General features: G+C 71.9%; 9 protein-coding genes. 7 read left to right on the plus strand and 2 right to left on the minus strand.

Going from position 1 to position 13,337, the window contains the following annotated elements:
* The first annotated feature begins 4 nt into the window (after positions 1–4).
* Positions 5–1,639, plus strand: a complete 1,635-nt coding sequence (locus ACFY7H_RS33145; protein ID WP_388946145.1) for a flavin monoamine oxidase family protein — start codon at positions 5–7, stop codon at positions 1,637–1,639.
* Positions 1,640–1,658: 19 nt separating this feature from the next.
* Here the strand turns inward: ACFY7H_RS33145 and ACFY7H_RS33150 are convergent, their stop codons facing one another.
* Together ACFY7H_RS33150 and ACFY7H_RS33155 are read right to left on the minus strand one after the other, a co-directional pair.
* Entirely contained in the window at positions 1,659–3,041 is a 1,383-nt protein-coding gene (locus ACFY7H_RS33150) for an FAD-binding oxidoreductase (RefSeq protein WP_388946148.1), read from the minus strand.
* Positions 3,042–3,110: 69 nt separating this feature from the next.
* On the minus strand, positions 3,111–4,916 hold the full coding sequence (locus tag ACFY7H_RS33155) for a glycoside hydrolase family 15 protein (protein ID WP_388946151.1): 1,806 nt from the start codon (positions 4,914–4,916) through the stop codon (positions 3,111–3,113).
* Between the two features lie 447 nt (positions 4,917–5,363).
* On the opposite strand from ACFY7H_RS33155, the gene ACFY7H_RS33160 reads away from it, so the two are divergent.
* The 6 genes from ACFY7H_RS33160 (at position 5,364) to ACFY7H_RS33185 (ending at position 13,246) form a co-directional block, all read left to right on the plus strand.
* Complete coding sequence (locus ACFY7H_RS33160) at positions 5,364–7,031, plus strand: CTP synthase (protein WP_388946169.1); 1,668 nt, start codon at positions 5,364–5,366, stop codon at positions 7,029–7,031.
* Positions 7,032–7,110: 79 nt separating this feature from the next.
* On the plus strand, positions 7,111–7,776 hold the full coding sequence (locus tag ACFY7H_RS33165; RefSeq protein ID WP_388946153.1) for an NUDIX domain-containing protein: 666 nt from the start codon (positions 7,111–7,113) through the stop codon (positions 7,774–7,776).
* A gap of 203 nt (positions 7,777–7,979) precedes the next feature.
* On the plus strand, positions 7,980–9,995 hold the full coding sequence (locus ACFY7H_RS33170) for a tetratricopeptide repeat protein (protein WP_388946156.1): 2,016 nt from the start codon (positions 7,980–7,982) through the stop codon (positions 9,993–9,995).
* Between the two features lie 151 nt (positions 9,996–10,146).
* Positions 10,147–11,262, plus strand: a complete 1,116-nt coding sequence (gene ald / locus ACFY7H_RS33175; RefSeq protein ID WP_388946159.1) for an alanine dehydrogenase — start codon at positions 10,147–10,149, stop codon at positions 11,260–11,262.
* Between the two features lie 326 nt (positions 11,263–11,588).
* Positions 11,589–12,749: a ParA family protein gene (locus ACFY7H_RS33180; protein WP_125604141.1), complete on the plus strand. Its 1,161-nt coding sequence runs from the start codon at positions 11,589–11,591 to the stop codon at positions 12,747–12,749.
* Positions 12,734–13,246 (plus strand): hypothetical protein, encoded by a 513-nt coding sequence (locus ACFY7H_RS33185; RefSeq protein ID WP_388946163.1) that lies wholly within the window; start codon positions 12,734–12,736, stop codon positions 13,244–13,246. The genes ACFY7H_RS33180 and ACFY7H_RS33185 overlap by 16 nt, the downstream gene beginning before the upstream one ends.
* Positions 13,247–13,337: the final 91 nt, after the last annotated feature.

Raw genomic sequence — 13,337 nt, forward strand, 5'->3', positions numbered from 1 at the left:
CGCCATGGCCCGTACCCCCCTGATGCGTTCCCTGCGGCAGCTCGCCGCCGAACACGCCGCCGCCCGCCGGCTGCGGATGCCCGTCGCCGAGATGCGCGGCTCCACCCGCCGCGAACTCCTCGGCCGGGCCGCCGCCCTCGGCCTGGGCACCGCCCTCGCCTCCTCCGCGACGGCCGCCGCCGCGCCCGCCGTGGAGGGCGCCCCCGCCCCGAAGCCCGCCTCCTCCGCCCGAGTCGCCGTCGTCGGCGCCGGGATTTCCGGCCTCACCGCCGCCCTCACCCTCCAGGACGCGGGCATCCCCTGCACCCTCTACGAGGCCAACCCCGCCCGCGTCGGCGGCCGCATGTGGACCCAGCGCGGCCACTGGGCGTACGGCCAGACCTCCGAGATCGGCGGCGAGCTGATCGACACCAGCCACAAGAAGATCCTCCAGATGTGCCGCCGCTTCGGCCTGCCCACGGAGGACTTCCTCGGCGGCGGACCCAACGGCGCGGAGGAGGTGCTCTGGTTCAACGGCGCGTACTACTCCCGCACCCAGGCCGACGAGGACTTCAAGCACGTCTACCAGGCGCTGCACCGCGACCTCCAGGAAGCCGGCGAGGTCAGCTGGAACAGCACCACCCCGGCGGGCACCGCCCTCGACAACATGACCCTGTACGAGTGGATCGAGACCCGGATCCCCGGCGGCCACGGCTCGCGGCTCGGCCGGTTCATCGACGTCGCCTACACCGTCGAGTACGGCGCCGAGACCACTGCCCAGTCAGCCCTGGCCCTCGTCCTGCTGATGGGCTACCAGCCCAACCCGGGCAACTTCAACGTCTGGGGCCTGTCCAACGAGCGCTACCACATCACCGGCGGCAACGACCGGCTCCCGAACGCCATCGCCGCCGCCCTGAACCCCGGCACGCTCGTCATGGGCCGCCTGCTGCTCGCCGTACGGGCCAACGCCGACGGCACCCAGACCCTCACCTTCGACGACTCCGGCTCCACCCGCACCGCCGTCGCCGACCACACCGTCCTGTGCCTGCCGCTGCCGATCCTCCAGAACCTCGACACCTCGCGGGCCGGGTTCGACCCGCGGATGCGCGACCTGCTGCGCGACGCGCGCATGGGCCACTGCACCAAACTCAACATGCAGTTCACCGCACGTCCCTGGCGCGGCACCGGCCCCTGGCCCGGTGTCTCCGCCGGCGACTGCTTCACCGACTCCGACGTCCAGCAGACCTGGGACACCACCAAGGTCCAGCCCGGCAACGGCGGCATCCTCCTCCAGTACGCAGGCGGCCGCCTCGCCGGGTCCCTCACCCCCGCGAGCCCCTTCGCCACCGAGACCGACCCCTACGTACGCGCCCTCGCGGACCGCATGCTCACCGGCATCGACGCCTTCTACCCGGGCACCAAGGCCGTCTGGACCGGCCGCGCCCAGCTCTCCGCCTGGCACCGCAACCCCTACGCGCTGGGCGCCTACTCGTACTGGCCCACCGGCTACCTCCACCGGTACGCCAAGTACGAGGGCACCGCGCAGGGCAACGTCCACATCGGCGGCGAGCACTGCAGCTACGACTTCCAGGGCTTCATGGAAGGCGGCGCCACCGAGGGCGAACGGGCCGCCCGCGAGGTGATCGCCGCCCTCACCTGAGCCCCCGGCGGGGCGCCCGCTACAGCGGCTTGACGTTGTGGTTGGAGCGGAACACGTTGTCCGGGTCGTAGCGCCGTTTCAACTCGCCCAGGCGCCGCATGTTCTCGGCGCCCAGGCCGGCCACGACCCGGTCCGCGCCCTCGTCCCCGGTGAAGTTGAGGTACACCGCGCCGGTGCTCCACGGCCGGACGTCGGCGCGGACGTCCCTGACCCACTGCCGGACCCGGTCGTCGTCGGCCGGGTCCTCCCACATCCCGAAGGGGTGCACCGCCCAGGGGGCGTCGCGGTAGGGCACCGGGTAGCCGGCCGGGCCGGAGGCGACGGCCCCGCCCTGCGGCCACACCACGTGCTGCGTGCCCGTCGGCACGGGCATCGAGGCGGCGCGGGCGCAGAACACCTCCACGAACGCGTCGGGCACCCCGGTCAGGTACTCCGCCGACCAGTGGTTCCGCAGCCCCGGGGGGTCGTCGATCATGCACTGGAGGTCGGCGTACGGGATGGCCGTGACCATCTCCGCCTCGTGCGGGACCGCCAGCAGCGGTTCCGCGAGCCTTCGCATCTCGTCCTCCGGACCCGCGTACGTCAGCAGCACGCCCGCCAGCAGCAGCCCCACCAGGTGCGGCGGGACGAACTCGTCGGGCGGCCCCGTCAGGTAGAGGGCGCCGCCGCCGGCCTCGGGCGGCCCCGACTCGATGACGTCCCGGAAGGTGCGCACCACCTCCGGACCGCGCTCGGGCAGGTACAGCAGGAACGCGACCGACATGTGGGGCAGTTCGTGCAGCCGCAGGGTCAGGGAGGTGGCGATCCCGAAGTTCCCGCCGCCGCCGTGCAGCCCCCAGAACAGGTCCGGGTGCTCCTCCGCCGTGACGTGCAGCAGCTCGCCGTCGGCGGTGACCAGCTCCACGCCCAGCAGGTTGTCCACCGCCAGGCCGAACTTCCGGTCCAGCCAGCCCGTCCCCCCGCCCAGCACGAAACCGCCCACGCCGGTGGTGGAGGCCCGGCCGCCGGTGGTCGCCAGCGCGTACGGCTCGCAGGCCCGGTCCAGGTGGCTCATCGTGGCCCCGCCGCCGACGTACGCGGCCCGCGCCGCCGGACGGACGCTCACCCCGTGCATCCGGCGCAGGTCCACGACCAGCCCCCCGTCGTTCAGGGACATCCCCGCGACGCTGTGGCCGCCGCCGCGCACCGCGACCGGCAGGTCCAGCTCCCGGGCGAAGCGCACGGCCGTGACCACGTCCGACGCGCCCTCACACCGGGCGATCACCGCCGGCCGGCGGTCGATCATGGCGTTGAACACGGCCCGGGCCTCGTCGTACCCCGGATCGTCCGGGGCGAAGACGTCGCCGGCCAGATCCTCGCGGAGCGCGGCGAGCGCCGCGCCCGCCTTGGAGAGGGGCGCCATGGCCGCCCTCCCTTCCCGGAAGGGGGGTAGGACCCCTACAGCGTAGGCGGGCCCCACGGGGCCCGCCCGTCAGCCGCCATAGGCCCCGCTCGCCGTCAGCCGCAGCGCCGTGTCGATCAGCGGAACGTGGCTGAAGGCCTGCGGGAAGTTCCCCACCTGCCGCTGGAGCTTGGGGTCCCACTCCTCCGCCAGCAGGCCGAGGTCGTTGCGGAGCGCCAGCAGCTTCTCGAAGAGCCGGCGCGCCTCGTCGACGCGGCCGATCATCGCGAGGTCGTCGGCCATCCAGAACGAGCACGCGAGGAAGGCGCCCTCGTCACCCTCCAGCCCGTCCACCCCGGCCTCCTCGCCGGCCGTCGGGTAGCGCAGGATGAAGCCGTCCGGGGTCGACAGCTCGCGCTGGATCGCCTCGATGGTGCCGATGACCCGCTTGTCGTCCGGCGGCAGGAAGCCCATCTGCGGGATCAGCAGCAGCGAGGCGTCCAGCTCGCGGGAGCCGTAGGACTGGGTGAAGGTGTTGCGCTCCGGGTCGTAGCCCTTCTCGCACACGTCCGCGTGGATCCGGTCGCGCAGCTCGCGCCAGCGCTCCAGCGGGCCGTCCGCGTCCCCGCTCTCGACCAGCTTGATCGTGCGGTCCACGGCCACCCACGCCATCACCTTCGAGTGCACGAAGTGCCGGCGCGGGCCGCGCACCTCCCAGATGCCCTCGTCCGGCTCGTTCCAGTGGGTCTCCAGGTAGCGGATCAGCTTCAGCTGGAGCACCGAGGCGTAGTCGTTGCGGGCCAGGCCCGTCATGTGCCCCAGGTGCAGGGCCTCGGTGACCTCGCCGTACACGTCCAGCTGGAGCTGGTGGGCGGCGCCGTTGCCGACGCGCACCGGGGCCGAGTTCTCGTACCCCGGCAGCCAGTCCAGCTCGGTCTCGCCGAGCTCGCGCTCACCGGCGATGCCGTACATGATCTGGAGGTTCTCCGGGTCGCCCGCCACCGCCCGCAGCAGCCAGTCCCGCCACGCGGCGGCCTCGCCCCGGTAGCCGGTGCGCAGCAGCGAGGACAGGGTGATGGCCGCGTCGCGCAGCCACGTGTACCGGTAGTCCCAGTTGCGGACCCCGCCGATCTCCTCCGGGAGGGAGGTGGTCGGCGCGGCGACGATCCCGCCCGTGGGCGCGTACGTGAGCGCCTTGAGGGTGATCAGCGAGCGGACCACGGCTTCCCGGTAGGGCCCGTGGTACGTGCACAGGTCCACCCACTCGTGCCAGAACTCGCTGGTGGCCTCCAGCGCGGCCTCGGCGTCCGGGGCCTCCGGCGCGCCCTTGTGGGACGGCTGCCAGCTGATGGCGAAGGCCACCCGGTCGCCCGGGGCGACCGTGAAGTCGGAGTAGGTCGTCAGGTCCTTGCCGTACGTCTGCGCTTCGGTGTCCAGCCAGACGGAGTCCGGGCCGGCGACGGCCACGGTGCGTCCGTCCACCTTGTGCACCCACGGCACGATCCGGCCGTAACTGAACCGCATCCGCAGCGCCGAGCGCATCGGGACGCGCCCGCTGACCCCCTCCACGATGCGGATCAGCTGCGGCGCGTGGTCCTCGCGCGGCGGCATGAAGTCGATGACGCGGACGGTCCCGCGCGGGGTGTCCCACTCCGACTCCAGCACCAGGGAATCGCCCCGGTAGCGCCGGCGCGCGGCCCGCGGCGGCTCCGTGCCCGGCGCGAACGCCGGGCCGATGCGCCAGAACCCGTGTTCCTCGGTGCCCAGAAGGCTAGCGAAGACGGCATGGGAGTCGAAGCGGGGCAGACACAACCAGTCCACCGCGCCGTCCCGGCAGACCAGCGCCGCGGTCTGCATGTCCCCGATCAGTGCGTAATCCTCGATGCGCCCGGACACGTTGCTCTCCAGTCGAAAGGCCACGTCGCCCCGAAGGGCGCTTGCAATGCGCTGTCGCGCGGTCTCCTGTGCGCAGGGATCCCCGCGTCGAGTCCTAGATTGCCGGAACCGGCGTGGTTACGCCGTCTGCCGGACTGCTCGGCGACGATGTGCAGCGGTATCCGAGCAAGGTATGCGCGAACCCTAGTGATCTCCTTAAGTATGGGGACAATGTCACTCGGCCAAATGGGTGACCTGCGGGGACGCGCCCCGCCGAGGAGCCGGAAGGGGCGCCGCGCAGCGCGCCCGGAGGCGGACCCGTCCGGGCGCTGATAGGCTGGTACCCCGTGGACCGGTGGTCTGCCTGTGCGAATCAGGGGCCCCGAAACCGCAGCTTCGGCACCCCCGGAAACGGGAGAAGTCGCCGGACGCACCTCACCTCGCGACCACGGGAGCCCCCTCTTGGCTATGCCGCCCGCTGCTTTTCGAAACAGCACAGCCATGACGACCAAGCACATCTTCGTCACCGGAGGTGTCGCTTCGTCCCTCGGCAAGGGCCTGACGGCCTCCAGCCTGGGTGCGCTGCTGAAGGCGCGCGGCCTGCGGGTCACGATGCAGAAGCTCGACCCGTACCTGAACGTCGACCCCGGCACGATGAACCCCTTCCAGCACGGTGAGGTGTTCGTCACCAACGACGGCGCCGAGACCGACCTGGACATCGGCCACTACGAGCGCTTCCTCGACGTCGACCTCGACGGCTCGGCCAACGTCACCACCGGCCAGGTCTACAACACGGTCATCGCCAAGGAGCGCCGCGGCGAGTACCTCGGTGACACCGTGCAGGTCATCCCGCACATCACCAACGAGATCAAGCACCGCATCCGCCGCATGGCGACCGAGGACGTCGACGTCGTCATCACCGAGGTCGGCGGCACGGTCGGCGACATCGAGTCGCTGCCGTTCCTGGAGACCGTCCGCCAGGTCCGCCACGAGGTCGGCCGCGACAACGTCTTCGTCGTGCACATCTCGCTGCTGCCCTACATCGGCCCCTCCGGCGAGCTGAAGACCAAGCCCACCCAGCACTCCGTCGCGGCTCTGCGCAACATCGGCATCCAGCCCGACGCGATCGTGCTGCGCGCCGACCGCGACGTCCCCACCTCCATCAAGCGCAAGATCTCGCTGATGTGCGACGTGGACGAGGCGGCCGTGGTCGCGGCGATCGACGCCAAGTCGATCTACGACATCCCGAAGGTGCTGCACACCGAGGGCCTGGACGCCTACGTCGTCCGCAAGCTCGACCTGCCCTTCCGTGACGTCGACTGGACGGTGTGGGAGGACCTGCTGGACCGCGTCCACAACCCCGACCACGAGGTCAAGGTCGCGCTCGTCGGCAAGTACATCGACCTGCCCGACGCCTACCTGTCGGTCACCGAGGCGCTGCGCGCCGGCGGTTTCGCCAACAAGGCCCGCGTCCAGATCAAGTGGGTCACCTCCGACGACTGCAAGACCCCGGCGGGTGCCGCGGCGCAGCTCGGCGACGTGGACGCGATCTGCGTGCCCGGCGGCTTCGGCGACCGCGGTGTCAACGGCAAGGTCGGCGCGATCACCTACGCCCGCGAGAACAAGATCCCGCTCCTGGGCCTGTGCCTGGGCCTCCAGTGCGTGGTCATCGAGGCCGCGCGCAACCTGGCGGGCATCGAGGGGGCGAACTCCACCGAGTTCGACGCCTCGACCCCGCACCCGGTCATCTCGACCATGGAGGAGCAGCTGGCCTTCGTCGAGGGTGCCGGCGACCTGGGCGGCACCATGCGTCTGGGCATGTACACGGCCAAGCTGGCCGAGGGCTCGATCGTGCGCGAGGTCTACGGCGACGCGTACGTCGACGAGCGCCACCGCCACCGCTACGAGGTCAACAACGCCTACCGCGGCGAGCTGGAGAAGAAGGCCGGCCTGGTCTTCTCCGGCACCTCCCCGGACAACAAGCTCGTCGAGTACGTCGAGTACCCGCGCGAGGTCCACCCCTACCTGGTGGCCACCCAGGCCCACCCGGAGCTCCGCTCCCGCCCGACCCGGCCGCACCCGCTCTTCGCGGGCCTGGTCAAGGCCGCGGTGGAGCGCCAGCGGCAGCAGGGCTGACGCTCGGTAACGTAGACAGCCGGGTACGGATCACCATCCGTACCCGGCTGTCGCGCGTTCGCGCGTCCAACGTTTTTCCATGAGTTCGGAGGGCATCGGAATGGACACCGGCACCAGCATCAAGGACACGTCCGAAAGCTGGGAGACCCTGTCGACCCTGCGGCCCTTCCAGGGCGCCAAGACGGCGGTGGCCTCCGACGAGGTGCGGATGCCCGACGGCTCGGTGGCCCGCCGCGACTACCAGGTGCACCCCGGGTCGGTCTGCGTGCTCGCCCTGGACGAGGACGACCGGGTGCTCGTGATCCGGCAGTACCGCCACCCCGTCCGCCACCGGCTGTGGGAGCTGCCGGCCGGACTGCTCGACGTACCGGGGGAGAACCCGCTGCGCGCGGCGCAGCGGGAGCTGTACGAGGAGGCCCACGTCAAGGCGGGGGACTGGCGGGTGCTGGCCGACTTCTACGCCTCCCCGGGCGGCTCCGACGAGGCGATCCGCGTCTTCCTGGCGCGGGACGTGGCCGTGGCGGACGGCGAGCGGTACGCCGAGACGGACTCGGAGGAGGCCGACATGCAGGTGGAGTGGGTGGCGAGGGAGGACCTGGTCCGCGGGATCCTGGCGGGCGAGCTGGGCAACCCGGCGCTGGTGACGGGCGTACTGGCCCTGACCGCCGCCCTCGCCTCAGGCCCCGGCACGGACGCCCTGCGCCCCGCCGACGCCCCCTGGCCGCAGCGGCCGTACGCGGCGTAGCCGCCGCCGCGCCGCCCGCGCGGCGCGCCGGCCCGTCCGGCCCGGCGGTCCCCGTCCCCCGGCGGGCGCCCGGGCCGCGGACCGGCACCGCGTGGTGGGGCCGAGGTGCCGGAGCGGCCGTGGGAGCGGCGCATTAAATAGGCCCATCCGCTGATCCGATCGGGCGATCTGTAGGCCGCGCTCCCCACGGTCCGTCGCTCTGCGTGAACTACGCTCAGCAACCCGAAGGCAGGGAGAGGAGCGGATCCGTGGCGGATTTCGTCGGGCGGCGGCGTGAGCTCAAGGAGCTGCGCGAGGACATCGCACGGACCGGGCTCGACACCCTCTCGGGCCGCAAGGCGAAGGCACCCCGCGCACGGGTGCTGCTCGTCGCGGGGCGGCCCGGCTCCGGGCGGACCGCGCTCGCGGAGGCGTTCGTGCGCGAGGTGGCCGAACAGTACCCGGACGGCCTGGTCAAGGTGCGGCTCACCGAACCCGACGGGGAACCCGTCGCCACCGAGTGGGCCGTCCGGACCCTGCTGGAAGGGCTCGGGGAGGTCACCCCGCCCGGGGCCTGCGAGGACGACCTCAGCGCGGCCCTGCGGGAGGCGCTGGCCGGGCGGCGGGCGATCCTGCTCGTCGACGACGCCGCCAACCCGCACCAGGTCGACGCCCTGCTCCCCGACAACCCCGACTGCCTCGTCGTGGTCACCGCCGAGGGCCCGCTCACCGGGATCCCCGACGTGCGTCCCTGCACCCTCGGCGGCCTCGACCCCACCTCCGCCGTCGGCCTGCTCGCCCGGCTCATCGGCGACACCCGCATCACCGTCGACCCCCGTGCCGCCGAGGCGCTCGCCGAGGAGTGCGGGGGGCTGCCCGCCGCGCTGGCCCTCGCCGGCGGCTGGCTCGCCGCCCACCCCAAGGCCGCCGTCGCGGACCTGGCCAAGCAGCTCCACGACATGCCCCCCGGCACCACCGGCCCGCTGGGCCGCGCCTTCCGGCTGGTCTACGAGTCCCTGCCGCAGCCGGCCCGCCGCACCCTGCACCTGCTGCCGCTCGCCCCGGCCGGGTACCTCGACTCGCACACCGCCTCGGCCCTGGCCGGCTGCTCGGTGGCCGCGGCCCAGTCCACCCTGGAGGACTTCGCCGCCCTGGGCCTCGTACGGCACGCCCGGGACGGCCTCTTCCTGCTCCCCGGCTGCCTCGCCCCCTTCCTCCAGGCGCTGCTGGAGACCAAGGAGCGGCCCGCCGAGGTGCAGCTGGCCCGCGCCCGGATGCTGGAGCGGACCGTACGGCTGCTCACCTCGTGCCGGGCCATGACCGACGCCGACGAGGACGACGACGAACTGCGCGAGCGCCTGGACGGGACCCCCCGGGCCCTGCGCTTCCCCGACCGGCGCTCCGCCGCCGTCTGGCTGGACACCCGGCTGCCCGCGCTGACCTCGGCCGCGCGCCTGGCCGTGGCCGACGGCGGGCTGGACACCCTGGCCCGCAGGCTGGTCTCCGCCCTGGTCCGGGCGCTGGCCGGGCACCGCGGCACCGAGGCGGCCGCCCCCGAGCTGTACGGGCTGCACCGCCTCGTCCTGGACGTGGCCGAGCGGCGCGGCCTGCACCGGGAGCGGGCCGCCGCCCTGCTGAACCTGGCCGATCTGGACGCCCGGACCGGCCGGACCGAGGAGGCGCTGGCCCGGTACCGGGCCGCGCTGGGCGCGGGAAAGGCCGCGAACGACCCGTACGCGACGGGCCGCGCGATGGAATCCGTAGGCGGCGCGTACCAGGAGCTGGCGGACTGGCCCCGCGCCTCCGACTGGTTCGGCCGCGCACTGGCCCACGCCCTGGCGCGCGGCGAGCGGTCGGACGAGGCCAGGCTCTACGGCCGGCTGGGCAACGTGCACACCTACGCGGGCCGGTACGGGGAGGCCCTGCGCAGCTGGCGCGCCGCCGCCGCGGGCTACCGCCGGCTGGCCGATGTGCCGGGCCAGGCAAAGGCGTTGAGCGAAATGGCGCGGGTCCAGGAGTACGCCGGGCGGCCCGAGGAATCCCTGCACACCTGCCGCGAGGCCATCGAGCTGGCGCGCCGGGCCGGGGACCAGCGGCTCCAGGCCGCGCTCCAGGTGCGGTTGGCCGACACGCTGGACCGTCTGGGCGACCCGGCGGCGGCGCGACTGCACCGCTCCGCGGCCGACAGATTGCTGGGAGACGACCCCGCAGCCTGCGAAATCCGCAGTGTGTCCGACTGAAGTTATTCGTTTGCAAGGCTAGACAGCGCCTCATCCTTCATTAGACTGGCTTCACCACGACATCAGTGGTGCATCCCGTTGCGCGTTCTTGTGGGCGGGTATGTATGGAAGTGCCCCGTAAAATCCCCTGAGCCAAGGACCGTGATCGACGATGAAGGTCGGCATCCCCCGCGAGGTCAAGAACAACGAGTTCCGGGTCGCCATCACGCCCGCCGGCGTGCATGAGCTGGTCCGCAACGGCCACCAGGTCTTCATCGAGCAGAACGCCGGTGTCGGCTCCTCGATCACGGACGCCGAGTACGTCGCCGCCGGTGCCGAGATCCTCGGCACCGCCGACGAGGTCTGGGAGACCGCTGACCTGCTGCTGAAGGTCAAGGAGCCCATCGCGGAGGAGTACCACCGCCTCCGCAAGGACCAGACCCTCTTCACCTACCTGCACCTGGCGGCCTCCCGCGAGTGCACGGACGCGCTCCTCGAGTCCGGCACCACCGCCATCGCGTACGAGACGGTCGAGCTCGCCAACCGCGCGCTCCCGCTGCTCGCCCCGATGTCCGAGGTCGCGGGCCGCCTGGCCCCGCAGGTCGGCGCCTACCACCTGATGCGCTCGGCCGGCGGCCGCGGCGTCCTCCCCGGCGGCGTCCCCGGCACCCACGCCGGCGAGTGCGTGGTCATCGGCGGCGGCGTCTCCGGCTGGAACGCGGCGCAGATCGCCATCGGCATGGGCTTCCACGTGACCCTGCTCGACCGCGACATCAACAAGCTCCGCGAGGCCGACAAGATCTTCGGCACGAAGATCAAGACGATCGTCTCCAACGCCTTCGAGCTGGAGAAGGCCGTCGTCGAGGCCGACCTCGTCATCGGCGCCGTGCTGATCCCGGGTGCGAAGGCCCCGAAGCTGGTCACCAACGAACTCGTCGCCAAGATGAAGCCCGGAAGTGTCCTTGTCGACATTGCGATCGACCAGGGCGGCTGCTTCGAGGACTCCCGTCCGACCACCCACGCCGAGCCGACCTTCCAGGTCCACAACTCGGTCTTCTACTGCGTCGCCAACATGCCGGGCGCGGTGCCGAACACCTCCACCTACGCCCTGACGAACGCGACCCTGCCCTACATCGTGCAGCTCGCGAACCTCGGCTGGGTCGAGGCGCTGCGCCGTGACCCGGCGCTGGCGCTGGGCCTCAACACCCATGACGGCAAGGTCGTTTACGGTCCCGTCGCCGAGGCCCACGGCCTCGAGACCCTCGAGCTCGGCACGCTGCTCGGCTGAACCGTCAACGACTGACGTCAATCTCACGTATCCGGCCGGACCTTGCCCGCAAGGTCCGGCCGGACGTGTTCGCGGGGTGCCCGCCGAGCCCGCTCAACTCGCCTCGAACGTAACCCTTTAACCCTTTCGCGCACCCGCGAAACTTCGCAGTGACAGCGCGCACGCCCTTGACAGAGTGGTGTTCGGTTGCCGACACATCGTGCCGGGTCCGGTGGATTGTGTTGCCGCTGGGCGGTGACACGCCATAGAGTCGCCAACCGTCGGCATGGTGCAACGCTGACCTATCGATAAGTGTCCTGGTCACGTCCGAGGAGGTAAGACGACTTGTGAATGAGTCGACATTTGCTCCTGGAGGTGGTCGAGCAGGGACGCCTGAGCGGGGACAGGGTCCTGCCGGGCTCGAAGCTGTCGGCTCCGTCGCGGTCCGCACCTTCGCAAACCACCAGCACATGACGACGCCCCAAAAGAGCATGGACGGCCTAGACGTGAACTCCACGGCCGGCGACCACGGTGGCGATACGCCCATTGGTTTCGCCGACTACGACCAGGTGCCCGAGGGGCACTTCTACGACCCCGACGCGGAATACGAGCCCGACCCCGAGTACGCGGCCACCCTCGCGCCCGACGCTGCCCGCCAGCGCCGCGAGCGGATCGGCCCGACCGGACGCCCGCTCCCGTACTTCCCGATCCCGGGTCCGCTGACCGACCACGGTCCGGCGAAGATCATCGCGATGTGCAACCAGAAGGGCGGCGTGGGCAAGACCACGTCGACCATCAACCTGGGTGCCGCGCTCGCCGAGTACGGGCGCCGCGTGCTGCTCGTCGACTTCGACCCGCAGGGCGCGCTGTCCGTGGGCCTCGGCGTGAACCCGATGGAACTCGACCTGACGGTCTACAACCTGCTCATGGAGCGGGGCATGTCGGCCGACGAGGTGCTGCTCAAGACCGCGGTCCCCAACATGGACCTGCTGCCGAGCAACATCGACCTGTCCGCCGCCGAAGTGCAGTTGGTGAGCGAGGTCGCGCGCGAGTCGACGCTCCAGCGGGCGCTGAAGCCCCTGATGGCCGACTACGACTACATCGTGATCGACTGTCAGCCCTCGCTCGGCCTGCTCACGGTCAACGCCCTGACGGCGGCTCACAAGGTCATCGTGCCGCTGGAATGCGAGTTCTTCGCGCTGCGGGGCGTCGCCCTCCTCACGGAGACCATCGAGAAGGTCCAGGAGCGGCTCAACCCGGAGCTGGAGCTCGACGGCATCCTCGCCACCATGTACGACTCCCGTACGGTGCACAGCCGCGAGGTGCTGGCCCGTGTGGTCGAGGCCTTCGACGACCACGTCTACCACACGGTCATCGGCCGGACGGTGCGCTTCCCGGAGACCACGGTCGCCGGCGAGCCGATCACCACGTACGCGTCGAACTCCGTCGGCGCCGCCGCCTATCGCCAGCTGGCCAGGGAGGTGCTCGCCCGGTGTCCCGCCGAGTGAGTCTGCCCGGCGCCGACGAACTGTTCCGCACCACCGGGGGGATGGCCCTCCAGTCGTCGTCGCCGCGGCGGGGCGCCGAGGAGGCGCCGACGGCCGCGGGCACGGAGCACACGGCCGCACCGGCGGACGGCACGACGCGGACCACGGGGGACGCCCGGGGCCGGGAGGCCGGCGAATCGGCGGTGGGCGCGCAGCGCAGGCCGCAGGAAGGTTCTGCCACCGCGGCCGGGGCGTCGTCGCCCCGGTCCGGCAAGGGCCAGGGCCGCGGCGCGAACCGGCGGCCGAGCGGGCGCGAACGGCACGACGAGAAGATCACGGTCTACGTCTCCGCCGAGGAGCTCATGGACCTGGAGCACGCCCGTCTGGTGCTCCGCGGTGAGCACGGGCTCGCCGTGGACCGCGGCCGCATCGTCCGCGAGGCGGTGGCGGTGGTCCTCGCGGACCTGGAGTCCCGGGGCGACGCCAGCATCCTGGTCCGCCGCCTGCGCGGCCGCTAGGTGTATTGATCACGAGCGTTGTTGACACTCGGCTGGTCTTGAACATGGCGAAGACCTCCGGTGTGGTGGGAGCTGTCTAGGAACTCACCGC

Source organism: Streptomyces sp. NPDC012794, assembly GCF_042901085.1.
In the GTDB taxonomy this organism is placed as follows: Bacteria; Actinomycetota; Actinomycetes; order Streptomycetales; family Streptomycetaceae; genus Streptomyces.